Source organism: Acinetobacter sp. RF15B, from assembly GCF_007558235.1.
Classification (GTDB): domain Bacteria; phylum Pseudomonadota; class Gammaproteobacteria; order Pseudomonadales; family Moraxellaceae; genus Acinetobacter; species Acinetobacter lwoffii_C.
In genome coordinates this window covers 100,668-125,045 of the sequence record NZ_VLSR01000007.1, presented here as the reverse complement: position 1 = coordinate 125,045, position 24,378 = coordinate 100,668, and the positions used below count along the sequence as shown (strand labels likewise).

At 40.7% G+C, this 24,378-nt stretch carries 19 protein-coding genes and 1 pseudogene; 16 read left to right on the top strand and 4 right to left on the bottom strand.

All coding sequences use genetic code 11. The annotated features are described in order from the left end of the window. Positions 1 to 124: 124 nt before the first annotated feature. The 4 genes from E2K74_RS07455 to E2K74_RS07440 all read right to left on the bottom strand — a co-directional run bounded on the left by E2K74_RS07455 (position 125) and on the right by E2K74_RS07440 (position 5,446). Positions 125 to 1,567 (bottom strand): capsule assembly Wzi family protein, encoded by a 1,443-nt coding sequence (locus E2K74_RS07455; RefSeq protein WP_151206936.1) that lies wholly within the window; start codon positions 1,565 to 1,567, stop codon positions 125 to 127. Positions 1,568 to 1,713: 146 nt separating this feature from the next. Further along, entirely contained in the window at positions 1,714 to 3,900 is a 2,187-nt protein-coding gene (locus E2K74_RS07450; protein ID WP_151206935.1) for a polysaccharide biosynthesis tyrosine autokinase, read from the bottom strand. A gap of 17 nt (positions 3,901 to 3,917) precedes the next feature. Further along, positions 3,918 to 4,346, bottom strand: a complete 429-nt coding sequence (locus E2K74_RS07445) for a low molecular weight protein-tyrosine-phosphatase (RefSeq protein ID WP_151206934.1) — start codon at positions 4,344 to 4,346, stop codon at positions 3,918 to 3,920. Further along, positions 4,346 to 5,446, bottom strand: coding sequence for a polysaccharide biosynthesis/export family protein (locus E2K74_RS07440; RefSeq protein WP_151206933.1), 1,101 nt, complete (start codon positions 5,444 to 5,446; stop codon positions 4,346 to 4,348). Before E2K74_RS07440 ends, E2K74_RS07445 begins: the two co-directional genes overlap by 1 nt. Before the next feature lie 317 nt (positions 5,447 to 5,763). Between E2K74_RS07440 and E2K74_RS14860 the strand changes: the two are divergent. The 16 genes and pseudogenes from E2K74_RS14860 to galE form a co-directional block, all read left to right on the top strand. After that, positions 5,764 to 5,884 (top strand): annotated as a pseudogene (locus tag E2K74_RS14860) (hypothetical protein); the annotation flags it as partial. 209 nt (positions 5,885 to 6,093) lie between these two features. Then, positions 6,094 to 7,218, top strand: coding sequence for a non-hydrolyzing UDP-N-acetylglucosamine 2-epimerase (gene wecB / locus E2K74_RS07430; protein WP_151206931.1), 1,125 nt, complete (start codon positions 6,094 to 6,096; stop codon positions 7,216 to 7,218). A 14-nt stretch (positions 7,219 to 7,232) separates the two neighbouring features. Continuing rightward, entirely contained in the window at positions 7,233 to 8,486 is a 1,254-nt protein-coding gene (wecC, locus tag E2K74_RS07425) for a UDP-N-acetyl-D-mannosamine dehydrogenase (RefSeq protein ID WP_151206969.1), read from the top strand. A 3-nt stretch (positions 8,487 to 8,489) separates the two neighbouring features. Beyond that, positions 8,490 to 9,842, top strand: coding sequence for an O-antigen polymerase (locus tag E2K74_RS07420; protein ID WP_151206930.1), 1,353 nt, complete (start codon positions 8,490 to 8,492; stop codon positions 9,840 to 9,842). Then, positions 9,839 to 10,999 carry a polysaccharide biosynthesis C-terminal domain-containing protein gene (locus E2K74_RS07415; protein WP_151206929.1) on the top strand — a complete coding sequence of 387 codons (1,161 nt, stop codon included), beginning with the start codon at positions 9,839 to 9,841 and terminating at the stop codon, positions 10,997 to 10,999. The genes E2K74_RS07420 and E2K74_RS07415 overlap by 4 nt, the downstream gene beginning before the upstream one ends. Continuing rightward, positions 10,999 to 12,042 carry a glycosyltransferase gene (locus tag E2K74_RS07410; protein WP_151206928.1) on the top strand — a complete coding sequence of 348 codons (1,044 nt, stop codon included), beginning with the start codon at positions 10,999 to 11,001 and terminating at the stop codon, positions 12,040 to 12,042. The genes E2K74_RS07415 and E2K74_RS07410 overlap by 1 nt, the downstream gene beginning before the upstream one ends. Continuing rightward, complete coding sequence (locus E2K74_RS07405; protein WP_151206927.1) at positions 12,042 to 13,844, top strand: heparinase II/III family protein; 1,803 nt, start codon at positions 12,042 to 12,044, stop codon at positions 13,842 to 13,844. Before E2K74_RS07410 ends, E2K74_RS07405 begins: the two co-directional genes overlap by 1 nt. Next, on the top strand, positions 13,841 to 15,052 hold the full coding sequence (locus tag E2K74_RS07400; RefSeq protein ID WP_151206926.1) for a glycosyltransferase family 4 protein: 1,212 nt from the start codon (positions 13,841 to 13,843) through the stop codon (positions 15,050 to 15,052). Before E2K74_RS07405 ends, E2K74_RS07400 begins: the two co-directional genes overlap by 4 nt. 4 nt (positions 15,053 to 15,056) lie before the next feature. After that, positions 15,057 to 15,665, top strand: coding sequence for a sugar transferase (locus E2K74_RS07395; RefSeq protein WP_151206925.1), 609 nt, complete (start codon positions 15,057 to 15,059; stop codon positions 15,663 to 15,665). Further along, positions 15,665 to 16,318: an acetyltransferase gene (locus E2K74_RS07390; RefSeq protein ID WP_151206924.1), complete on the top strand. Its 654-nt coding sequence runs from the start codon at positions 15,665 to 15,667 to the stop codon at positions 16,316 to 16,318. Before E2K74_RS07395 ends, E2K74_RS07390 begins: the two co-directional genes overlap by 1 nt. 31 nt (positions 16,319 to 16,349) lie before the next feature. Next, positions 16,350 to 17,519, top strand: coding sequence for a DegT/DnrJ/EryC1/StrS family aminotransferase (locus E2K74_RS07385; RefSeq protein WP_151206923.1), 1,170 nt, complete (start codon positions 16,350 to 16,352; stop codon positions 17,517 to 17,519). Positions 17,520 to 17,647: 128 nt separating this feature from the next. After that, entirely contained in the window at positions 17,648 to 19,522 is a 1,875-nt protein-coding gene (locus tag E2K74_RS07380; protein WP_151206922.1) for a nucleoside-diphosphate sugar epimerase/dehydratase, read from the top strand. 24 nt (positions 19,523 to 19,546) lie between these two features. Next, positions 19,547 to 20,422 carry a UTP--glucose-1-phosphate uridylyltransferase GalU gene (gene galU / locus E2K74_RS07375; protein ID WP_151206921.1) on the top strand — a complete coding sequence of 292 codons (876 nt, stop codon included), beginning with the start codon at positions 19,547 to 19,549 and terminating at the stop codon, positions 20,420 to 20,422. A gap of 12 nt (positions 20,423 to 20,434) precedes the next feature. Continuing rightward, a complete protein-coding gene (locus tag E2K74_RS07370) occupies positions 20,435 to 21,688 on the top strand; it encodes a nucleotide sugar dehydrogenase (protein WP_151206920.1) in 1,254 nt (417 codons plus the stop codon). After that, positions 21,688 to 23,352: a glucose-6-phosphate isomerase gene (gene pgi / locus E2K74_RS07365; RefSeq protein ID WP_151206919.1), complete on the top strand. Its 1,665-nt coding sequence runs from the start codon at positions 21,688 to 21,690 to the stop codon at positions 23,350 to 23,352. Before E2K74_RS07370 ends, pgi begins: the two co-directional genes overlap by 1 nt. Next, complete coding sequence (galE, locus tag E2K74_RS07360; RefSeq protein WP_151206918.1) at positions 23,345 to 24,361, top strand: UDP-glucose 4-epimerase GalE; 1,017 nt, start codon at positions 23,345 to 23,347, stop codon at positions 24,359 to 24,361. The genes pgi and galE overlap by 8 nt, the downstream gene beginning before the upstream one ends. Positions 24,362 to 24,378: the final 17 nt, after the last annotated feature.

The following is a 24,378-nucleotide window of genomic DNA, read 5'->3' as shown; positions in this document are numbered from 1 at the left end:
GTTTAAAATAAAAGATAAAAAAAAACCAGCAATTGCTGGTTTTTTAATTGTTTGGATTTTAATCATGGTTAGAGAATGTCTAGACACAATGATTGCCCAACCAAAATTATATTTTGCCAAGAACCTAGTAGGAAAATAAGCCTTTTTCTAAAGGAAATTCAATCCCAATTGAGGCACCCCCATCATTGCCATGGAGGTCTGAATCACTGATCCAGCCATTTAATTTCAGGGGAATATCGGGGCGTAAATAATGGGTCCAGCTCACATCAACAGCTTTTAATTCATCCTGCACTGGAAAAGCTAAATTGGTAGTTCCGTTAGATTCATTCAACTTGGCAAACAGCACCCGAGCATTAACCCGATTGAGGCGATCGAAACGAATATCACCGCCTACTGAAATCATTTGACCATCACCACCCATCGCATGTGCCAAGGGATAACCATGCTGATAAAAACCACCGGTATACACAGTGTGATTATAGGAAATACCTTGGGCCTTGCCATTGGTACGGGTATCCGCCCATTCGGTATATAGCTGGAAGGGCATATTCTTATAGCTAGAAGAATAATCGACCCCAGCCAAATACATTTTTTTTGCTGGCAAGCCACCGGCTTCATCTTCACCAATATATTGTGCATACATCCCGATTGGAACATGCACCAGCGGTTGTAGATTTAAGCGCGCATCAAAACCGGCAATTTGATTGGATGGATCAGGTTCACCTGTGCCGCCATTGTCTTTATTACCGACAAAAGCATCCCAAAGTGAGCTCAGGCTTTCAGGTCGTCCTTCACCTCCCCACTGAATAGCACGCGATGCACCCAGCTCTAAATAGGGTAAAGGTTGTGCGGTGACACGTAAGCCAATTAATTTAGCATCAGGTACAGCATCGTAGTCATTTAGTTGTCCGGCAAAGGCTTGATATTGCCAAGGCCCAATCCAGGACAGCCATTGGTTGGCAAAAGCATTCTGTTCGGCACGCTGCATGGTCACACCATATACCGGACGACTGGCATCACCCCGAATTAAGCTGCCATCATGACCGGGTCCCCAGTAGGTCGGAATTTGTCCAGCAATCAGCCATTGATTCCATAATTTACCTGCAATATAAGACCCTTCAACATTCACATCTTGATCATGATCAATCTGCGGATCTTTTTCTGCATTCACGCGAAGTCTGGCATCCCAATTTTGACTGCCTGCATTTAATTCTAAACCCGCTTGGTATTGAGCTTTTTGCTGGTCGCCAAAGGCTTGAGGAAGATGTTTTTGATCTGTCTCTGCAAACAGGGATGCTTTGAGTAACTGGTTACTGGCATTCAAATGAGCCATGACAGAATCAATGACTTTTTGCTGATTATTATTGCTGATTTTTGCCTGAGAAAGCGCGCGTTGAATTTCATCACCACTCATTGGCCAGGTTGACGTGCTGATTTGAATCACACCTTGCTGATTTAACCAATTTAAATCGGTGCGCAGGTCTTGGTCATTTAAAACGATGCCTTGGGCAAAGGTCATTGAGGAGCTTAATGCCAAGCTGGCAAGCAGTGTTTTTGATTTAAACATTCTTGTATATTCTCAGGAGTTTTAAACTGTAACCACGATAGGGTTTTTAGTTGATTTTTTCAACAATGATCATTTGGAATAAATGTAATAGAGGGTGATTTCACACCTTGCTTGAAGCAGGATGTGAAATCTAAGTTTAGACTGAATTAGTCCTGGTCTTTATTTGCGGTATAAGCATAGGCATAGTTATAACCATAACTATAACCACCATTGGCTTTTTGTACATCATTCAGAATGACACCATTGACTTTGACATTGGCCTGTTCAAAGCGATTGACCGTGATTTCCAGTTCTTTGATTTGTGTTTTGGCATGACGGGCAACCAATAAATTTACACCCGCATATTGCGCAATAATAATCCCGTCAGTCACTGCAAGCACAGGTGGCGTGTCAATCAGGATATGATCAAAACTGGCCGAAGCCTGATCCAGAAAAGCTTTAAAATGTGCTGTACTTAAGAGTTCAGACGGATTGACCGGACTTTTACCACGTGTCACAAAGAACAGGTTTTCCACGCTTGCACTTTGAACGACATCGTCGTAGTTGTTTTGGTGATTCAAAAATTCAGCTAAACCTGGCTGTACCTCGGCATTAAAGTACTTATGTAAATAGCCACGACGCATATCACCATCTATCACTAATACCCGTTTCCCCCCTTGTGCCAGAATCGTGGCCAGGTTCACTGCAATAAAAGACTTACCGATTTCAGGCGCAGGGCCACTCAGGGCAATAATATTATTCTGGGCGCTGCTGAGGGCAAAGTGAATCGCGGTACGCATACTACGCAGGCTTTCAATGGCAATATCACCGCTATCTTTTACCGCAAGAATTGGAATATGTTTTTTCTTCTTCAGAAGTTTGATACGACTCTCTTGAATCAGTGAACGAGGAACAGTGGCATAAACCGGCAGATCCAGTTCGTTTTCAATTTGTGCTGCATCTTTGATTCCTGAACGCATCATATTGCGCAGCAGAGCAAGCAGGGTTCCGAGAAAACCGCCCAGGAAAATTGATAAAATCAGGATCTGAAGCTTTTTCGGTTTAATGGGTTCAATGGGCGCCACTGCAGTATCGACAATCCGCACATTCCCAATTTCACCGGCTTTGGCGATATTCAGCTGTTGATAGGAATTGAGCAGCGAGGTATATAACTGCTGTTTGACTTCTACTTCACGGTAGAGCTGTAAATAACGACGCTGCAAGTCCGGGAGCTGCTTTAAGGTGCTGCTGAGTTGTTCAATCTTTTTATTGATTGCGCCTAACTGGGCATTCATTTGCTGCATGACCGGATGTTCTGCCGTATAACGTGCAGACGCTTCAGCGACTTTCTGTTCAAGTTCCGCTTTTTGAGTTTCTAACGCAATGCTTTGGGTTAAATATAATTCAGATTCTTTGGTTACATCGACGGTATTATATTGCTGACGGAACTGGTTGAATTCACGTTCTGCAACATCCAGTTCTTGACGTAACTCGGGAAGCTGCTCATCCAGAAATTTTAAGGTTTGAGCTGATTCAGCAGAACGGCGTTCGATATTCTGCTGGCTATAAGCCGATAAAATAGTATTCAGGACTTGGGTAATATGCTGTTTGTCTTGACCCTGATAGCTCAGTCCCAGTACACCAGTCATTTTACCTTTTTCGGCCACCGAATAATTATTCAACAGCGTTCGTACCGCAGCAGGCAAGCTCTGCTTTTGGATATAATAACTCGCTGCTGGATGATCCTGACTATAAATCGCAACTTTCCATAGGCCATATGCCGACTGGGACTGGCTAAGCTGGTTCAGTGGAGCTGAAAAAACAGTCTCGTCTGTATTTGGATCAGTCAGGCTATACTGGTTGTTTCTGAACGTTAACAGCAGGCTTTTGTCCCTAAAGTAGGCAGGGACCTGAAACTGGCGTACATCAAAGCTTTGCTGATTATCCTTGAAAAGAACAGATTTTTTGGAATATTCCACATCATATTCATGTTTTTTTAATAAGCGATTCCAGGTGTTATCTTCTGCACTTGCAATCACCACGTCTAAATTGAGGTCGTTGATTACTGAACCTAAAACCAGACGGGATTTTAGAATTTCAATTTCTGCCTGAGCAGGGGACTTCTGCTCAATCATAGTAGATAAATCACCCAGTAGGGCAGCAGAAGCGCCTTTACTATCTTCCACCTGTACCAGCGCATCTACCGCATAGGTGTTGGGGGTAATTCTTAAATAGAAGAGTGCTGCAATCAAGCTCAGCAGTACACAGAGGGCGATCAGTTTCCATTGAGCAATTAAAGAGAAAAATAACTCTTTTAAATCAATAGTGTCTTCGGTATTGGTATTTTGGCTCATAATTGTCATTCAAAAAATTAAATATGTTTTTTCCAGTCAGCAACGCATTGCTGGATTTGCTGACAGGTGCTGTCAAAAAATGCCTGATCATGTTGATAAGGATCGGCGATATCTTTTGACTGCCAATGTCCCAAACGGAAAGTTTTGCCTTTGGCAAAAGGCCAGGTTTTTTCAATATGCTGTTGCTGGTTTTTGCTCATGACCAAAATCAGATCCGCCTGTTTGACCATCTCGCTATTCAGCTTTCGGGCAACATGACTCTGCATATCAATGTCAAAACCCTGCATGCAGTGTTGAGCCTTTGCATCAGCCGGATAGCCGACCATGCCTGAGATTCCTGCTGAATGAATAGTCAATTCAGGAAATTCTTGTTTAAAAAAAAACTCCGCCATAGGACTACGGCAAATATTACCAATACACACGACGAGAATATTACGAAACTGCATTATTGCCCCAGACGATCAAGATTATACAACGCATTTGAGAATGGAATAATCTGGTTCACGACACGTTGCCAGCGTGCCAAACCTGATGCATCGACATAGACAATATCATTGCTGCGCATTTTAAACTGGTTGGCCAGACCAAAGTCACCAATACTGCTCAAATCTAGATGATAGATTTCGGTCATGGCATGGTCTGAGGCACTACGCACCACATAAATTTTGCTGCGACTTGCAGAAAGTGGATTTAAGCCCAGGCTTTCCCCAATCACATCACTCAGGCTCATGCCCTGATCCCGCATTGGGAGAGACTGATTTTTACCAGATTCACCCATGACATAGACTTTCTGGTTTTCACGGCTGTTCACATACAGGGTGTCATTGGGCTGAATCAGCAGATTGTGCAGAGACAGACCTGCTTTTTCCAGTTCCACTGTATTCAAGTTATAGGTACGCCCCTGACGTACCAGGCTGATTGAGGCGTTATCGCCTTGCTGGGCGTTTACCCCACCTGCCATACCTAAAGCTGTATAGACACTGACCGGCTGATCACTGAGATAGAATTGACCGCCCTGCATCACATTGCCTTGTACTGAAAAGCGCTGACCTTGATAAGACAAGACCCGTACAATGACATCGGGGGTTTTTAAATAGCGTGCAAGCTGGCTGCGCAGTTCTGAATTCACCTGAGCAAGTGACTTGCCAGCGGCCTTGTAGCGACCAATAATCGGAAACTGGATATAACCCTGTGAGTCAATCTGATAACCATTCGACTCGACTGCTTTTTCATTGCTGATGGTATTGGTAGGAGGGGTAATTTCAGGATAGGCCCATAAATAAATAGAAAGAATATCGCCAGAGCTTAAACGGTAGTTTTTATGCGGTGTACTAAATAAGGCGGTCAAATGGGCTGGACTGGCTTGTGCGGGCTGAAGCGCAAATAAATTATCCTGGGTTAGTCGAATGACATTCACTCGAGTGCCGGCCTCGGTCTGATAGATACCTTCACTCGGCAGGTCAGAAGTTTGTAAGCCAGAGGTGACCGCACAGCCAGTGGTGGCAATGCCACATGCCAATAAAATAGCCAGTTGAAAGTGTTGCACACGAAATTCCATTATTAAATTTTTTAAAAAGTTTTAAATAAATTGCGGCTATTTTACCGAACTTGTCAAATAGGTATATAGCATTTTGTAATCAATTTTCCTGTTTGATCAAACCCTTCGGGTGAGCATAATAATGAGAAAAGTGAGTATGGCGCTAAGTGAAATTGAATTATGTGAATTTTCACAAAAAGCCTACATCATAATTGGCTTTTCAACAGGGTGGACATAAAACGTCATAGAAATTCCTTGATTTTCTGCTAGTATTCCTGCCGAAAGATTTAATCTTCATAAGTACAGTACATAAATAAGGCGTTAAAATGCTATCTATTGTAGATTTAAAAATTGCGGTGATTGGTCTAGGTTATGTGGGCTTGCCACTGGCGGTTGAATTTGGGAAAAAAGTACCTGTAGTCGGTTTTGCTATATATCAAAAGCGTAATCAGAAGTTATTAGCTGATCAAGACTCTATTTTTAAAATGTCAATAAAAAAAATAAAACAAGTATTTCCACATTTTAGTAGTTGGGCATGATCGATTTAAACAAAAGCTGTAGATATACATATTTTTGGTAAATTCTTGCATATTTTATAAGATTTAAAATATGAATTAGGTAAACAAAATCGTTTGATTTGATTATAGGAAATCATTGTGAAAAAGAAAGTATTGCTGGTCTTTGGTACGCGACCAGAAGCAATTAAAATGGCGCCCTTAGCATTACAATTAAAACAACAAGAGGGTAGCTTTGAAAGCAAGGTGTGTGTCACAGGTCAGCATAGACAAATGTTGGATCAGGTACTGGAGCTTTTTAACTTGACACCAGATTTTGACTTAAACCTGATGAAACCAGGACAAACCTTGTCAGATATTACTTCAGGTGTACTCAAAGGTTTGGAACAAGTTTTTGCTGAGTGGACACCAGATGTGGTGTTAGTGCATGGCGATACTGCCACCACATTCGCAGCCTCTTTAGCCGCGTATTATCATAAAATTGAGGTAGGGCATGTAGAAGCGGGCTTGCGTACGGGCGATATTTATTCCCCTTGGCCAGAAGAAGCCAACCGTAAACTGACAGGTGCTTTAACGACTTATCATTTTGCACCGACGCAATCTTCTTATAATAATTTGGTTAAAGAGAATATAGACCCGAAAAATATTACTATTACAGGTAATACGGTTATTGATGCTTTGCTGACAGTACAAAAAAAAGTTGAGACCGATCAGACAGTCATTGCTCAGTTTGAACAGAAATTTGAATTTTTAGACCCGACTAAAAAATTAATTTTAGTAACAGGCCACCGCCGTGAAAACTTTGGACAGGGTTTTTTAAATATTTGTACAGCATTAGCAAATATTGCAAAACAGTATCCAGATGTGCAAATTATATACCCAGTACATTTAAACCCAAATGTACAAAAGCCTGTGAATGAATTGCTATCAGGTATTTCCAATATTTATTTAATTGCACCGCAAGACTATTTGCCGTTTGTATATTTAATGAATCGCAGTTATTTAATTTTAACTGACTCTGGCGGTATTCAGGAAGAAGCGCCTTCTTTAGGTAAGCCAGTATTGGTGATGCGAGATACCACGGAGCGACCAGAAGCAGTAGAAGCAGGTACGGTAAAATTAGTTGGAACTGATGCGGCACTTATTCAGCAGTCGGTCACCGAACTGTTAGACAATCCAGATTTATATCAAACCATGGCAGCAGCACATAACCCTTATGGTGATGGCACAGCCTGTCAACAGATTATTCGTGCTTTAAATAAATAAATTGAGTGGAAAAAATGCAACAGTTTAAACATATTTGTGTTATTGGGTTAGGTTATATCGGTTTACCAACAGCAGCAACATTTGCTGCACATGGGGTAAAAGTGACTGGTGTAGATGTTAATGAACATGCTGTAGATATGATTAATCAAGGTAAGGTTCATATTGTAGAGCCAGACCTAGATGCTTTGGTTCGAGATGTAGTCGCACAACACAAGCTTTCTGCACAGTTAAGTCCTGTTGCTGCAGATGCTTATATAGTAGCTGTACCAACCCCTTTTAAAGATAACCATGAACCTGATTTAAAATATATTGAATCTGCAGCGAAAGCACTTGCACCATATTTGGTGAAAGGGAATTTAGTCATTTTAGAATCTACTTCACCTGTAGGCGCAACCGAGAAAATGGCTGCATGGCTAAGTGAAGCACGTCCCGATTTAAGTTTTCCACAACAGGGTAGTGAACAGGCAGATATTCTAATTGCTCACTGCCCAGAACGTGTATTACCAGGCAAAGTGCTGCAAGAGCTGATTAGCAATGACCGTATCGTGGGTGGAATGACACCTCGTTGTTCGCAAGCGGCGATTGATTTGTACAAAACCTTTGTAAAAGGTAACTGCATTGAAACCAATGCACGTACGGCAGAAATGTGTAAACTGACTGAAAACTCATTCCGTGATGTAAATATTGCCTTTGCCAATGAGCTTTCTATTATTTGTGAAGAATTAGACATTAATGTATGGGAATTGATTCAGCTGGCAAACCGTCACCCACGTGTCAATATTTTACAGCCAGGTCCAGGTGTGGGTGGACACTGTATTGCGGTTGATCCATGGTTTATTGTGTCTAAAACACCAGAACAGGCACGTTTAATTCGTACTGCGCGTGAAGTAAATGACAGTAAGCCTGAGTGGGTGATAGATCAGGTAAAAATTAAGATTGCGGAATTTTTACAAGCAAACCCTGAAAAAACCATTAAAGATGTCACAGTGGCTTGTTATGGTTTGGCATTTAAACCAGATATTGATGACTTGCGTGAAAGTCCAGCTTTAGAGATTACTAAAAAACTGGCAGAGCAAGGTTTAAATATTTTAGCCATTGAGCCAAATATTTCTGAACTTCCTGAAAAAATACCTACTAATGTACAACTAATTGATTTAAAAAATAATCAACAAGCTGATATTCATTTAGTTTTAGTAGATCATAGAGAGTTTAAGCAACTTGATTTAAGTTCTTTAAATAATATTATTGATACTAAAGGTATTATTTAAACCATGCTAAAAAAACATCTAATTTATATAATCTTAAATAGTTGTTTTGTATTGCTAAGTATAGCTTTGCCTTGGTTTGGGCAAGGCTATACTTTTTTGGTTTATGTATTGTCTTTAATTTTTCTATTAATACAAGTATTTAACGTATTTGATTTTAAAACAAATTATTCGTGGTTCGTTTTTGGTTATTTAATACTTTTTTATATTTCACCAATATTTGAATTTTTTTATATAGGTGAGGTGCTAGAAGGTAGTGAAAAATCAATTGGTTTATATCATTTACTAAATATTAGTTCTATTCATATTTTTTCTATATTTTATTTTATTTCTTACAGAGTAGGAAATAAAAAAATAATATTAATATCCAAAGATAGATTCGATAAGGTCTATTTTTTAACAGCCTTGGTAACTTTTTTTGCTAGTATTTGGATTTTTCTTTCAGTTGGCGGTTTTTCAGCAATAAATAGTACTCGTGTAGATTTAAAGTATATACAAGGTGGAAAAATATATTCTCTATGGTTATTGTATTTTTCATCTTCATTCTTTTTTTTAATGGGTATTAAATTTTTAAAAAGTACTAAAAAGTTTTACTTTTTAATAGGTATGATTTTGGCTTTGTCGGTTTTAGAGTTCATCTATTTTGTTGCTTTGCGTAATAGAACTATGATATTGATGCATTTAATAGCAATTGTAGTTGGTGGTTTTGTTAGTTCTAGAATTTATTTTAATGATATAAGTAACAATATTAATAATGACTTTAAGAAAATAAATTTTATGCCATTACTTTGGATTATGGGGGGGTTGGCTAGTTTAGGTATATTTATTAGATTTGCACGTGGAGTTTATTTAGAGGGAAATGGTAATTTAGAAATTTCATGGAAGGAAATGTTAATCACCTCTGTCAAGTCAGGCGATTTCGGTTATGCGAATATGGTAATTAGAATTATTGATCATGTTTATTACACAGATTTAATGCTAAATGGACAGTCTTACTATCGTTTATTATTAGCTTTTATTCCTGATAGTATTTACAGTAAAAATATTATCACAACTGATTCCTTGATCGGTCAGATGTTGACTGGTTTAGATGTTATGACAATACCACCTGGGATTTTTGGAGACTCATATTTGAATTTTGGCATGTTAGGGTTTGTAATGTTTATTTTTTATGGTCTTATTTTTGGCTTTCTTGATAAAAATAAAAACTATTTACTTGCTTATATGTTTTTTTCCCTATCATTTACTTTGATTTATCATTTTGTACGTGGTTCTTTTGTCAATGTAGTTATTTCTTTAATTATAATATATATAGGTTGTTTTTTTGTGGTGAAGTTTTTAAGGCCTAAATATATATGAAATATATAAAAAGCCCATTTATTCTAATAGGATTATCTGAGTTTTTTGCTAAAGCTATATCTTGGCTATCCTTAGCAATTATTCCTTTTTTTGCTAAACCCGAAGTTTATGGTGAAATAGTATTATATTACTCAATAATACTATTTTTTATTCCGCTCTACTTATTTGGTCAAGATAGATTAATATTGAAAAACCAACCAGATACAGAGGTTAAGAATTCTCTATATTTTAGCTCTTTGATTTTATTGATAACAATTGTTTTTTTATATTATTCCGATTTTATTTTTGTAGGGGTTGCCGGTTTTTTTTTAGCGCTTAATAAAATACTATTAACCTATTTGAGAGCAAATAATAATTTTGGAAATTATTCTTTTAATAGGGTGTTGTATTCCATACTGAGATTCATTTTAGTAGTATTTGTTGTTATTTATTTTTATAGCTTAACTAATTATCTTTTAGCTGAAATGCTAGCAGCACTTATAATGAGTTTAGGGCTTTTTTATATTGTATTTAAGAATAAAGAAAAAAATTATATTAATTTATATGTAAGATTTAAACATGGTTTACCTTTAATGTTGCATGGAGTTTCACTATTTGGTGTTGCTTTAATTGATAGATTTTTTTTAGAATTTTATACAAACTTCTCTATAGTCGGGAATTATAGCTTTATATATATATTTGCCTCAGGGTTGGTGTTTTTATATTCTATAGTTACTATTCTAAAAGAGAAAGAAATATATAAGTCTGAAAATGATATAGTTTTAGTTTCTAGGTCTAAGAGAAGCTTAATTCTAATGGTTTTAATTGGTGTTTTTGGATCAATCGGTAGTATTTTACTATATGTATTAATTAATACATTTAATCTAGTCAATGGTTACGATTACTTAATATGGGAATTATTTGTTTTAATAGTAGCACATTTATTTTTACCTTTTTACCTGATTTCAAACTTTATTATAATACAAAAAAATAGATCTAATCTCTTGTTGATATGCTCAGTTTTTTCTTTATTGATTAATGTTTTGCTAAATTATTTTCTGATACCTAAATTTGGTCTACAAGGTGCAGTTTGGGCAACTTTTATAGCAAATTTAATTTTAGCAATTATTAGCTCAGGAATTGTTTTTAATCTCTTAAAGGATAGTAGAAGGTTTTGATGAGTTACAAATATATATTAACTACTAGCAATTTCTTTCGAGAAGGACCATGTGGGCGTGTAAGTCATGCTAAAGGTTTTATTGAAGGTTTAGTAAGTAACGATCAGTCAGTGACTTTAGTCAGTGACCAAGGCGCAGGAAAATTTATTAACTTTGATAATAATTTGTCAAAATATAAAATTTCCAATAAACCTTACGAATTTTTATATGAAATATTGAAATCTATAATTAATAGAGAAAAAATAATTATTCGTTGGAGACCAATTCTCCCGTATCTTCTACTTCCATTTATCTTATTATATAAAAATATATATTTTGAAGTTAATTCTTTAACAGGTTTTAACTCTAAAAATAAGCTTGTTCATAATATAGTTAAATTCTCTATTTTTCTAATATCAAAATTTTCCAAGATCATAGTTGTTTCCGAGTCATCAAAAAAGCAAATTATTTCAATTAATCCTAGGTCAAGTTGTATTTATGTAATGCCTAATGGCTTTTCAAGTGAATTTCTTCAAAAATTCAAATTGAATAATAGCGGGGAGGCAAAAAATTTAGTTTATTTTGGTAGAAGGCAGGATTATTATGATTGGGATAATTTATATGAGATTCTAGAAAATAATCCTGGTATTAATATGCATATTTTTGGATTCGAAGAAAAAAAAGAGTTTTCTAATTTAACTTTTCATGGGCCATTTGAACATAAAAGTTTAATAGAAGGTATGAATCAAATCTCTAATCCTATTCTTATAATTCATCCTGATGATTCTGATATAGCAAAATCTGGTAGTCCAATGAAATTATTCGAATATGCATATTTGAATATTCCTGTGATCATTGGTGACTCTTTAAAAGATATTGCTCAAGATTTTGATGAGTTTATCTTATATAAATCAAGTAGTAGAGAAAATTTAGAATTAGTAATTAAAGATGTAATTTACAATTACGATCACTATTTAGACAAATCTAGAAATTTAAGATCCAAGGTGGAAATTAAGTATTCTTGGAAAGAAGTTGTTAAAAGTTGGCTGGAAACTAACCACTAATGATAAATAAGTTATCTACTTTATATCGTCTAGGTATATGTAATATATTTCGGGTTTTTAGATACCGTTTAGGTGTTAAAACAGGATTAAATCCTGTAAGAAAACTTACTGCAAAAATGCCTGAGGGGCAATTTTTTAGTATTACACCTGATTGTGCGAAGGTAAACAACTTTCCTAAAACCTTACAGGCTTTTGGTTATTTTGAATATCCTTTAACTAATGGTATTCCTAACTGGTTTTATAGTCCATTAACCCAGCATAAGTTTCAAAACAGTCATTTGGCTTGGTATAAAATTCCAGATTTTGATGCAAATGTAGGTGATATTAAAGGTGTTTGGGAGGCTTCTCGTTTTGATTGGGTCCTTAACTTTATTCTGCAAGCTCAACAACGTAACGATGAAGCACTGCATGTTTTAGATGCATGGCTAAATGATTGGTGCCAGAAAAACTCTGCCTATTTAGGACCAAACTGGAAGTGTGGGCAAGAAGCTTCTATTCGGGTCATGCATTTAATTGCTGGCCTAATTGGTTTAAATCAATTAACACAGCCTAGTAAAAATATACAAGAACTTATTGCATTACATTTAAAACGGATTGCGCCCACCATTGATTATGCAATTGCACAAGACAATAATCATGGTACTTCAGAAGCTACAGCACTTTTTATAGGTGGGGCAATACTTAATTCGGTGATATCTAAGCCTGAGTATAAGGCCTGGCAAGATCTCGGCCGCAAATGGCTAGAGAACCGTGCTGCTAAACTGATTATGCAAGATGGTGGTTTTAGCCAATATTCTGTAACTTATCATCGTGTGATGCTGGACTCATATTGTTTGGCAGAAATAATTAGGCAAAAACTGAGTTTGCCTAAATTTTCTCAGCGTCTCTATACCCAAATGGAAAAAGCCACAGATTGGTTGTATATTTTGACACAGCAAGATGGGGATACGCCAAACTTAGGTGCGAATGATGGCGCTAAGCTTTTGCCTATCTGTGAGACTGATTATCGTGACTTTAGACCAACTGTACAGTTGGCAAGTACTTTATTTTGTCAACATAGTTATTATGCTGAATCAGGAAATTATGATGAAACATTAAAATTCTTTGGTATAAATAAAGTACATAAATCTGACTCCAATCTGCCAAATAAAAATGTTTTATTTGATTCTAGTGGTTTTCTCACTGCTGAGAACAGTAGCTTTTTTATTGCTTTTAAATTGCCTGTTTTTAAGTTTAGACCGAGCCAGTGTGATGCCTTACATTTAGATGTTTGGTGGAAAGGACAAAATATTTTACGGGATGGCGGTACGTATAGTTACAATTCTACACTAGAAGATTTAGAGTACTTTAGCGGTGTTGCCAGTCATAACACGGTACAATTTGATGGGCACCAGCAAATGCCTCGTTTGAGTCGTTTTCTGTTTGCTGCATGGTTAAAACCGAGTCAACTAAATTATCAACCAGATCAGTTTCACTGTGCTTATCAGGATTATTGGGGATGTAAACACAAGCGGGAAGTTGCACTCAAAGATCAGAGTATTCAAGTGACAGATACAATTTCTGGTTTTAAAACACAGGCTGTTTTAAGGTGGCGTTTACAACCAGACCAGTGGCAATTGCAAGACAATGTCCTGAGCAACGGTCATATCAGTATTGTGGTTCATTCAGAATCAAAGTTAACACTGCAATTGGTGCAGGGTGAAGAATCAAGATACTATTATCAAAAACAGTCTTTACCTGTACTGGAAATTAAAACCACTCAAGCAACAAGTATTACTACGGTTATTCAAGACTTAACATGAAAATTCTATACTTCCACCAGCATTTTTCTACGCCCAAAGGCTCTGCGGGTATTCGCTCTTATGCCATGGCTCAAGCACTTATTCGCAATGGTCATCAGGTCACGATGGTGTGTGGCTCATTTGGTGCAGGGCAGACAGGGTTAACTCAGGCATTTGAAAATGGAATGCGTCGGGGGGTAGTCGATGGAATTGAAATTATCGAATTTGAATTGCCATATTCAAATAGCCTTTCGTTTTTAAAACGAATTTTAATATTTTTAAGCTTTGCTTTTAAATCAATTAAAGTAGCATTTACAGAACAATATGATGTGCTATTTGCAACTACTACACCACTTACAGCAGGTATTCCAGGTATTTTTGCAAAATGGCTACGTCGTAAACCTTTTGTATTTGAAGTACGTGATTTATGGCCAGAACTACCTAAAGCCATGGGAGTGATTAAAAACCCGATTGTATTATGGATGATGTCTATATTGGAGTGGGTGTCTTACCATTCAGCAGATCGTTTAGTCGGATTATCGCCAGGCATTGTAGAAGGTATTGTCAAACGTGGTATTGATCCACAAAAAGTGGCTTCTATTCCAAATGGTTGTGATCTGGATATATTTGCTCAAGAGCAACAGCCTTGGCGTCCAGCAAATGTAAAAGCAACGGATTTGATGGCAATCTTCACTGGTACCCATGGCTTAGCCAATGGTCTGGATGCTGTAATTGATGTGGCTGTTGAATTGCAAAAAAGAGGCAGAGATGACATAAAGTTATTTCTGGTTGGGGATGGCATGCAGAAGAAAGCCTTAATGGCTCGTGCCCAACAATTGAAATTAACAAATATTGTTTTTCATGATCCAGTGAATAAAACTAAATTAGCCGGTTTAATGAAAAGTGCGGACTTAGGGCTACAAATTTTAGCCAATGTACCTGCATTTTATTATGGTACATCCCCAAATAAGTTCTTTGATTATATTGCAGCAGGCTTACCTGTTTTAAATAACTATCCTGGCTGGTTAGCGGAGCTAATTATAGAAAAACAATGTGGCTTTGCTGTGCCACCTGAAAATTCGCAGGCTTTTGCAGATGCATTAGAATATGCAGCAGATCACCGGGATGAGCTTGTGGTCATGGGAGGAAATGCACAAAATTTAGCTCGTTCTCAGTTTAACCGTCAGGAACTCTCACAAAAATTTTCTGATTGGGTTGTACAAGGATAAGATCATGCTAAAACGCCTTCTCGATATTATCATCGCCTCTATTGCCCTCATCCTGCTTTCACCACTTTATGCCTTTGTAGCTTATAAAGTGAAAAAAAATCTGGGCTCTCCGGTCTTGTTTCGCCAGGTACGTCCCGGCTTACATGGCAAACCTTTTGAGATGATCAAATTCCGAACCATGAAAGATGCTGTGGACGAGCAGGGTAATCCATTGCCCGACAATGAACGCTTAACCCCATTTGGTCAAATGTTGCGTTCTACCAGTCTGGATGAAATGCCAGAACTGTGGAACGTGATTAAAGGCGATATGAGTATTGTCGGCCCACGCCCCCTGTTGATGGAATATCTGCCGCTTTACAGTCCTGAACAAGCCAAACGCCATGATGTAAGACCGGGTATGACCGGTCACGCGCAGGTCAATGGCCGCAATGCCATTAGCTGGGAAGAAAAATTTAAACTCGATACCTGGTATGTCGAAAATCAGTCGATTTGGCTCGACTTTAAAATCATGTTTAAAACGGTACATAAAGTTTTAGCGAAAGATGATATCAGTGCCGAGGGTGAAGCAACCATGACACGCTTTACCGGCTCACAACGCAAGGACGAAATATAATGAAAGCTTTATTTATTGCTGTGTATGGTGCAAGTGGTTTTGGTAAAGAAGTTATGCCATTGGTTCGCCAGCAATTTCCTACCTTAGCCAAAGAAAACTTCGTTTTCATCGATGATGGCCAAGCTGGCAATAATTTAAATGGCTATGCTGTTCTCAGTTATCAGGATTTTCTCGCCAGACCACATACTCATAAGGCTGTAACCATTGCTATCGCAAATAGTCAAGTTCGTGAAAAACTGGTTCAGCGTTTAAATGAGGACCAGATACAGCATCTAGATGTTCATGCAGGCAATACAGTTATTCTAGATGAGGTCCATATTGGTGAAGGGAGCTTACTTTGTCCTTTCACTTGTCTGACATCCAATATCAAAATTGGAAAATTCTTTCATGCCAATATTTATAGCTATATCGCTCATGACTGCATCATTGGTGATTATGTCACCTTTGCTCCCGGGGTGAAATGCAATGGCAATATCCATATCGAAGACCATGCCTATATTGGTACAGGTGCCGTGATCAAACAGGGTACACCTGACAAACCTTTGGTGATTGGCAAGGGTGCTGTAGTCGGTATGGGCGCTGTCGTCACCAAAAGCGTACCACCGGGCGTCACGGTGATCGGTAATCCGGCACGAATTCTAGAGAAAAAATAAGCTTTTCAATTTTAAAAATTCAGGACACATCATGTTAAATACTGTATTTGAACCATGGCCAAGTTTTACTCAGGAAGAAGCGGATGCAGTTTCCCAGGTTTTATTGTCGAATAAGGTCAACTACTGGACCGGACAGGAATGCCGTGAGTTTGAAAAAGAATTTGCCCGGTTTGCAGACACCCGGTATGCAGTGGCATTGGCCAATGGAACCGTGGCGCTCGATGTGGCTTTAAAAGCACTGGGTATCGGGGCAGGGGATGATGTCATTGTCACCTCACGTACCTTTCTGGCTTCAGCCAGCTCCATTGTGACCGTGGGAGCAAATCCAATTTTTGCCGATGTTGAACTGGATTCACAGAATATCTCGCGCCGTACCATTGAAGCAGTCATTACGCCGAATACCAAGGCTATCATTTGTGTCCATCTGGCCGGCTGGATGTGTGACATGGACCTGATCATGCAACTGGCTGCCGATAGAGGCCTGTATGTGATTGAAGACTGTGCACAGGCGCACGGCGCGAAATATAAAGGCAAATCTGCCGGTTCAATCGGACATATCGGTGCCTGGTCTTTCTGTCAGGACAAGATCATGACCACAGGGGGTGAAGGCGGTATGGTCACCACCAATGATGAAGAGCTGTGGAAAAAAATGTGGTCCTATAAAGACCATGGCAAGAACTTTGACAGTATTTATAATAAACAACATCCGCCGGGTTTCCGCTGGCTGCATGACTCCTTTGGTACCAACTGGCGCATGATGGAAATGCAGGCAGTAATCGGTCGTATCCAGTTGAAAAAGATGCCGGAATGGACGCGCAAACGTACTGAAAATGCTAAAAGAATCTTGGCTTGTTTTGAAGATAGTCCTTATTTTACAGTACATACACCGGATGCTGACTATACGCATGCTTGGTATAAATGCTATGTGCAAGTCAATACAGAGGCTTTACCAGCAGACTGGTCACGTGACCGGATTATGGCAGAAATTAATGCTCTAGATGTACCATGTTTTAGTGGGTCTTGCTCAGAAGTGTATTTGGAGCGTGCATTTGATGGTACAGCATGGCGTCCTCAGGAGCGTCTCAAGAATGCCCAACAACTGGGTGAAACCAGCTTAATGTTTTTAGTTCATCCGACCTTAACAGAAAATAATATTCAGGCATCTGAGCACAGCATTCGTCAGGTGATTAGTCGTATATAACTTTTTAACAGCTTAAATATATAAAATGTGCAATCAACAGTGCATTTTATATATTTGTTTAGCTTTTAGCCTGCTTTTTAGCTAAGAGTTGCTTAAAACTTATAAATAAATTTGAGAAGACATCTCACGTGAAATCAATCATCCTACCTTTAGTCGAATCTCCTCGTACTGCCAAAAAGATCTTCCTGGTAGCACTTGATTTTTGTATTTTCCCTGTGCTGATCTGGCTATGTTATGCCATTCGCCAGTTCGATCTGGGCGCAGAAGTGGTTCCCAATATTCCTTTTGGTGCGCTTTGGGTAAGTGCAATTGCTGTCGTGGCCCTCTTGGTGAGCGGAAGCTACCAGTTTATTGTTCGTACGTTTAATGAGTTTTTTATTGTTAAACTCGGGCTAGCGACCATCCTGACCGTAACAGGCTTGTATTTACTGGCTTATAGCACCCATGCTTTTATTCCAACATCCATCCCCCTGATGTTTGGCTTTATGATGTTTGCCTGGGTCTGGTTGAGTCGCGGGGTAATTCGCTTGATTGTCCGCTCCTATTTACAGTCCGGTATACCCAAAAAAAGAATTGCGATTTATGGCGCAGGGGATGCCGGGCAGCAAGTGGCAGCCACCTTGTACCGTTCCGATGAGCATTTACCGGTATTTTTTATAGATGATAATCCATCTTTAAGTGGACAGAATATTGGCGGAATACCCGTCTATACGCCCCAGATTGCGCTCAAATGTCTGGCTAAACTGGGTATTGATGAAATTCTGGTTGCCCTGCCTTCAGTTGGGCGTAGCCGTAAAAGTGAAATTATCAAGTTTCTGGAACCGGCTCATTTAAAAATTACAGAAATTCCCGGGCTAACCAAGCTGGTCAATGGTGAAATTCGCGTTTCTGATATTCAGGAAATCGATATTATTGATTTGTTAGGCCGTGATCCGGTACCTCCTGTGGCCGAGTTACTGGAAAAAAATATTAAGCATAAAGTCGTGATGGTCACCGGTGCTGGCGGATCGATCGGTTCAGAACTCTGCCGCCAGATTATCAAAAATCAGCCTGCCAAAATTGTGATTTATGAACTGACTGAATTCGCCCTCTATAGTATTGAAAAAGAGTTACGCCTCACCGCCAGCTGTGAAATTATTCCAATTTTGGGTTCAGTCTTAGAAGAAGCCAAACTGGAGCGCGTCATCGAGCAGTATCAGGTACAAACGGTTTATCATGCGGCTGCCTATAAACATGTGCCACTGGTTGAGTGTAATCCGCTGGCGGGCTTAAAAAATAACGCCGTCGGAACCGCCTTTAGTGTGAATGCTGCGGTGAAGAAAGGCGTTGAAACCTTTGTGTTAATTTCAACCGATAAGGCCGTGCGTCCCACCAACGTGATGGGGGCGACCAAGCGGATGGCCGAGCTATATTGTCAGGCCATGGCGGAAGCACAGGATCAGACCCAGATCAGTATTGTCCGTTTTGGTAATGTGCTGGGGTCTTCGGGCTCAGTGGTGCCATTATTTAAACAGCAGATTTCCAAAGGTGGCCCGATTACGGTCACTCATCCCGATGTTACCCGTTTCTTTATGACCATTCCTGAAGCCTCTCAGCTGGTGATTCAGGCCGGTGCGCTGGGGCAGGGCGGAGATGTCTTCCTGCTGGATATGGGCGAACCGGTACGGATTCAGGATCTGGCCCGTCAGATGATTGCCCTCAGTGGCCTGAAAGTGCGAGAAGCTGGCAGTCAGGCGGGCGATATTGAAATCCAGTACTCGGGTTTACGTCCTGGTGAAAAACTTTACGAAGAATTACTCATTGATGCTGATAATACCGAAGTGACACAACACAGCCGGATTTTACGTTCTTATGAAAAAATGTATCCTCTGGATGAATTGTTGCAGGTTTTTGAGCGTTTTAATGCGTTAACTGCAGTGCAATCGGATATTGATTGGGCATTAAGCCAGCTGGAGCACTATGTTGATGGTTATCAACGTGGTAAAGAAGTGAAAGTGAATTAGAACATTGAGGTCAGGTTATTCCATATGATTAAGAAGGCGATTTTACCTGTTGCAGGTTTGGGTACCCGTTTTTTACCGGCCAGTAAATCGATTCCAAAAGAAATGGTCACGGTGGTTGACCGTCCTGCAATTGAATATGTGGTGAAAGAAGCGATTGCTGCCGGGATTGAACAGATTATTTTAGTCACTCATAGTTCTAAAGCATCGATTGAAAATTATTTTGACCGTAATTTTGAACTCGAAACCACCTTGGCGCAAAAACAGAAAACCGATTTGCTGAAGGAAATTACTGAAATTTTGCCGGCGGGCGTGAGTGTGATGAGTGTACGTCAGCCACAGCCCTTAGGTCTGGGCCATGCGGTTCTGTGTGCCAAAGCCGTGATTGGCGAGGATGATTTTGCCGTATTACTGCCTGATGTACTGGTCAAAGATCAGCAGCAACAAAATGATCTGTCCCGTATGATCCAGCATTATGAGCAGTCACAGGCTGCCCAGATTATGGTCGAGGCAGTGCCTGAGCATCTGGTCGATCAGTACGGAATTGTGGATGTCGCGCATTCGCCAGCAGAAGGTGAAAGCATCGTGATGCAGGGGATTGTAGAAAAACCGGCCATCGGAACGGCTCCTTCTAATCTGTCAGTGGTTGGCCGTTATATTCTGCCGGCAAAAATCATGCAGCTGCTGGAGCAGACTCCCAAAGGTGCAGGCAATGAAATCCAGCTGACCGATGCGATTGCCCTGTTACAGCAAACCGATCCGGTTGAAGCTTATCGTATGCAAGGCCAGACTTTTGACTGCGGCAGCAAGCTGGGTTATCTCAAGGCGGTTTTACACTATGGGGTTGATCATCCTCAACTTGGAGCGGAGTTTAAGACACTGATTCAGGAACTGGCACAATAACAAAGGAAGATTATGAAGGTCGCAATATTAGGAAGAACCCTGTTTTCAGGGGTATTTGCTGCTCTTTTGTCTGAGTGCGGTCATCAGGTGGTGTGGTGTAATAGCTTTACAACCGATGAACCGCCGCCGAATTTTCAGGATGAGTCCTTAAATTTTCTGCTCCAAAAGCAGGAGCAATCCCGGTTTTTAAATTATTGTGACTTTCAGCACCTGGATTTTAATCAGGATGTGTTTTTTCTGAGTTTTAATCCGACTGAAGAAACACTGGCCCTCCAGGTGGTCGATACCTTAAGCCATGCCTGTTTTGCGCATCCGAAACTGATGATTAATGCATCTACCTTGGGCTTACAAGGCACACAGCGTTTTCAGCACTCTCTTCCCAATGATGATTGGGTTTATCTACCTGATATTATTCAGGAAGGTAATGCTGTGCAGAGTTTTGTACAGGCCAGCCAACTGATTGTAGGCTGTGACCGTCAAGAAGTGCAGCTCAAAATTAAAGAACTGCTCAGACCTCTATTTCCGCGTGCCCAGCAATACCTGTTTATGCCGATTCTTGATGCAGAATTTACCAAGCTCAGTATTTCCGGCATGCTGGCGACCCGCATCAGTTATATGAATGATCTGGCCCGGGTTGCCGAAAAACTCGGCATTGATATTGAGCAGGTCCGTCAGGGCATGACCGCAGATAGCCGGATTGGGTCTGCCTACCTGTTCCCGGGTGTGGGCTTTGGGGGGGAAAACTTTTCTCATGATATCCGCACGCTCACCCATGCCGTAGCAGACTCGGGAGTGAAGAGCCAGTTGCTGGGGCAGGTCTGGGAAATTAATGAGCAGCAGAAGGAATTTTTATTTCGCAAGCTGTGGAATTATTTCCGGGGAGATTTACAAGGGAAAGTGATTGCCATCTGGGGGGCTGCGTTTAAGGAAAACACCCCGAGTATCCAGCAGTCTCCGGTGCATGCCATGCTGGAAGCCTTATGGGCACAGGGGGTGACGGTGCAACTGCATGATCCTCAAGCCCTGGCCAATATCCAGTCTCGATATGGCACACGAGATGACCTGATTTTATGTGAGGATCAATATCAGGCCGCTGAAGGGGCACATGCCCTGTGTTTGCTGACTGCCTGGAAACAATACAGCAGTCCAGACTATCTGCACTTAAGTAAACTGATGCAACATCCTCTGATTCTGGATGGACGTAATCTCTATGACCCTGCTTATAGCAAGGCGCGTGGTTTTAATTATATCGGGGTGGGACGCTAATGTTAGATCAGCTGAAAAATCCTCAAACAGAAGACCTGTATAAAAAACTTTATGCAGTTAAAAATGAAATTGAATCGCTACATTTAAGACAGCTGTTTGAAGCAGACCCGACACGCTTTAAGCAATATTCCCTGCAGTTTGAACAGGTCATTTTTGATTATAGTAAACACCGGATCAATCAGCAGGTAATGCAGCACCTGATTCAATGGGCAGAAGCCAACCATCTGCGCTCTTGGATTGGAGACTTATTTTCAACCCAGAGCATCAATTATACTGAACAGCGTGCTGCCATGCATTGGGCTTTACGCCTGCCCAAAGACGATTCGCGACATGCCGAGCAGGCCGCAGAAGTGCATGAGCAACTGGATCGCATGTATATGCTGGTCGAGCAGATTCATGCAGGACAGCGCCGTGGTGCCACAGGTGAAGTCATTCAGGATGTGGTGAATATTGGCGTCGGTGGATCAGACCTGGGACCATTGATGGTAACGCATGCCCTGTCTGACTTTAAATATCCGTCTGCCCGGCCGCTAAATGTACATTTTGTTTCGACCATGGATGGCAGTCAGTTATCGGACCTGCTGCATCAGCTGCGTCCAGAAACCACCCTGTTTATTATCTCTTCCAAGTCTTTTGGAACGATTGATACCTTATCTAATGCCCAGACGGTGCGTTTATGGCTGGAAAAGGCGCTGGGACAGCATCCTTATATTTTAAAGCATCATTTTATCGGGGTATCTACCAAGCCTGAAAAAATGACCGCATGGGGGATTGCAGCAGAGAACCAGCTACTGTTATGGGATTGGGTGGGTGGCCGTTATTCTCTCTGGTCCTGTATCGGCTTGCCTATTGCTTTAAGCATCGGGGTCGAGGGTTTTAAACAGCTGCTTGCTGGTGCTTATGCAGTGGACCAGCATTTTCAGTATCAGCCCTTGGAACAGAATATTCCGGTGCTGATGGGACTATTGGGGGCCTGGAATACCAATTTTCTGAATATTCAAACCCATGCGATTCTGCCTTATGACGGACGCTTAAAATATTTTGCCTCTTATTTACAGCAGCTGGAAATGGAATCGAATGGGAAATCGATTCAACGCAACGGCGACAAGGTGCAACTGGATACCTGCCCGATTATTTGGGGCGAAGTCGGACCGAATGCCCAGCACGCATTCTATCAGTTACTGCATCAGGGAACCCAAGCGGTCAGCTGTGACTTTATTGCACCCATTCAGCGTTATAACAGCCAGCAGTTTACCTATGCAGATAATGCAGAGTCTTTAATTGAACAGCATCATCTGGCGCTGTCTAACTGTCTGGCCCAGTCGCGCTTATTGGCCTTTGGCAATGATGCTCTGGATCAGACCGAGCTACAAAACCTGCCAAGCTACAAGCAGTATGAAGGCAACCAGCCTAGCAGCACCCTCTTATTACAGGAACTTAATCCTTATAGTCTGGGGATGCTGATTGCCTTGTACGAACATAAAGTCTTTGTACAGTCGGTGCTCTGGAATATTAATCCATTTGACCAGTGGGGCGTCGAAAAAGGCAAGGAGATTGCCAATCAGCTCCTGCCGATCCTGAATGGGGAGCAGACGGATTTGAAGGGTCTGGATGGTTCGACTCAAGGTTTAATTCAGATTTTATTAGGAAAGCAGCATGGCTAATATTTTAGTGACGGGTGGGGCGGGTTATATCGGCTCACATACCTGCGTAGAGTTATTGACTGCCGGTCATGAAGTGATTGTGCTGGATAATTTATCCAACAGTTCTGCTGAATCTTTAAGACGTGTCCAGCGGTTAACGCACAAAAATCTGACATTTGTTGAAGGCGATATTCGGGACAGCCAGTTACTCGATCGGCTGTTTCAGGACAATCCCGTGGAGGCTGTAATTCATTTTGCCGGTTTAAAGGCGGTAGGCGAGAGCCAGCAAATTCCACTGGCCTATTTCGATAACAATATTGCCGGATCCATCAGCCTGGTGCAGGCCATGCAGCGCGCCGGCGTATTTAAGCTGGTGTTTAGTTCATCAGCCACTGTCTACGGAGAGCGTAACCCTTCTCCTTATCAGGAGGAGATGCCAATAGGTATGCCGAATAATAATTATGGCTATACCAAGCTCGTAGTTGAGCAGATGCTAGAGAAAGCTGCAATTGCAGATACGCGCTGGTCGATTGCCTTGCTGCGTTATTTTAACCCGGTGGGTGCCCATAAAAGCGGGCAGATCGGCGAAGATCCTCAAGGAATCCCCAATAATCTGATGCCGTATGTGACGCAGGTGGCGGTGGGTCGTCGGGAAAAACTGTCTATTTTTGGTCAAGATTATCCTACCCCTGATGGAACCTGTGAACGTGATTTTATTCATGTGGTGGATTTGGCCAAAGCCCATGTACTGGCCATCCAGAACCGTTTGGAACAGCAAGGCTGCCGTGCCTGGAATATTGGTACGGGTCAGCCTATTTCAGTATTGGCAATCAAAAACACTTTTGAAGCAGTGAACCAGGTTCAAGTTTCATTTGAGTTTGCACCACGGCGTATGGGTGATTTGGCAAGTTTCTATGCTGATAGCCAGCGCGCTTATCAAGAGCTGGGATGGAAGGCTGAATTATCTTTACAAGATATGCTCGCAGATAGCTGGAACTGGCAAAAGCAGAATCCAGAAGGCTACCGGTAAAAACTTGGCTGGAATAA

Excerpts from the sequence above, each read along its gene's own strand:
- E2K74_RS07455 (WP_151206936.1), bottom strand. The coding sequence starts at position 1,567 with ATGTTTAAATCAAAAACACTGCTTGCCAGCTTGGCATTAAGCTCCTCA.
- E2K74_RS07450 (WP_151206935.1), bottom strand. The coding sequence starts at position 3,900 with ATGAGCCAAAATACCAATACCGAAGACACTATTGATTTAAAAGAGTTA.
- E2K74_RS07445 (WP_151206934.1), bottom strand. The coding sequence starts at position 4,346 with ATGCAGTTTCGTAATATTCTCGTCGTGTGTATTGGTAATATTTGCCGT.
- wecC (WP_151206969.1), top strand. The coding sequence starts at position 7,233 with ATGCAACAGTTTAAACATATTTGTGTTATTGGGTTAGGTTATATCGGT.
- E2K74_RS07420 (WP_151206930.1), top strand. The coding sequence starts at position 8,490 with ATGCTAAAAAAACATCTAATTTATATAATCTTAAATAGTTGTTTTGTA.
- E2K74_RS07415 (WP_151206929.1), top strand. The coding sequence starts at position 9,839 with ATGAAATATATAAAAAGCCCATTTATTCTAATAGGATTATCTGAGTTT.
- E2K74_RS07410 (WP_151206928.1), top strand. The coding sequence starts at position 10,999 with ATGAGTTACAAATATATATTAACTACTAGCAATTTCTTTCGAGAAGGA.
- E2K74_RS07405 (WP_151206927.1), top strand. The coding sequence starts at position 12,042 with ATGATAAATAAGTTATCTACTTTATATCGTCTAGGTATATGTAATATA.
- E2K74_RS07400 (WP_151206926.1), top strand. The coding sequence starts at position 13,841 with ATGAAAATTCTATACTTCCACCAGCATTTTTCTACGCCCAAAGGCTCT.
- E2K74_RS07395 (WP_151206925.1), top strand. The coding sequence starts at position 15,057 with ATGCTAAAACGCCTTCTCGATATTATCATCGCCTCTATTGCCCTCATC.
- E2K74_RS07390 (WP_151206924.1), top strand. The coding sequence starts at position 15,665 with ATGAAAGCTTTATTTATTGCTGTGTATGGTGCAAGTGGTTTTGGTAAA.
- E2K74_RS07385 (WP_151206923.1), top strand. The coding sequence starts at position 16,350 with ATGTTAAATACTGTATTTGAACCATGGCCAAGTTTTACTCAGGAAGAA.
- galU (WP_151206921.1), top strand. The coding sequence starts at position 19,547 with ATGATTAAGAAGGCGATTTTACCTGTTGCAGGTTTGGGTACCCGTTTT.
- E2K74_RS07370 (WP_151206920.1), top strand. The coding sequence starts at position 20,435 with ATGAAGGTCGCAATATTAGGAAGAACCCTGTTTTCAGGGGTATTTGCT.
- pgi (WP_151206919.1), top strand. The coding sequence starts at position 21,688 with ATGTTAGATCAGCTGAAAAATCCTCAAACAGAAGACCTGTATAAAAAA.
- galE (WP_151206918.1), top strand. The coding sequence starts at position 23,345 with ATGGCTAATATTTTAGTGACGGGTGGGGCGGGTTATATCGGCTCACAT.